The sequence below is a fragment of the Bartonella sp. AA74HLJMH genome (assembly GCF_042197045.1).
Taxonomy (GTDB): Bacteria; Pseudomonadota; Alphaproteobacteria; order Rhizobiales; family Rhizobiaceae; genus Bartonella.
The window spans coordinates 1-515 of record NZ_JBHIRJ010000175.1 but is presented as its reverse complement, the minus strand read 5'-3'; the positions used below and the strand labels follow the sequence as shown (position 1 = coordinate 515).

Genomic DNA, 515 nt, shown 5'->3' with positions numbered 1-515 from the left:
TTTTCCTAAAAACGTTCCAATTTTGAGTTTGGATCCGCAAACAGCATCTGTTGCTTCTAAAACAACTTCTGTTGAAGTGGATGACACTGATGATCGTCTCACCATGGAAAGTGCGACAACGCTTTTGAAAAGCTTAGGCTGGTCAACCGAGAAAATCAATGAGAATGACCATATGGCAAGCTATCAATTGGCTGATCGTGAAGTAGATATTCTTTATAACGACGAAGTTGCCAAAGATTGTCCGCAATTTGATAGCGCCTTTATGATTAGTACCGGTATTCTTTCCGCTGCTTGTAAATTCATTGATCCTACCCACACGGAAGATATTCCAGATATACAGCTTAATTTTGAAGCCAAGGGATTAGAAATCTTTGAACCAGAAGTCACTACGGATCGTTTAAAGCAAGCACTTGATGATGCGCTAGAATGGTCAGTCAAAGACATTGACCTTTCTAAAAGACTTCGCTCTGATTATGGCACTGCTCCTTGGGAAAAAGGCGCCACGTCTAAAGCAG

The 515-nt window shown here is 41.2% G+C and carries 1 protein-coding gene; it reads left to right on the top strand.

Annotated elements, in window-relative coordinates:
* On the top strand, nt 1–515 hold a 515-nt coding region (locus tag ACFINH_RS10420; protein WP_375633108.1), incomplete at both ends, for a DUF6990 domain-containing protein.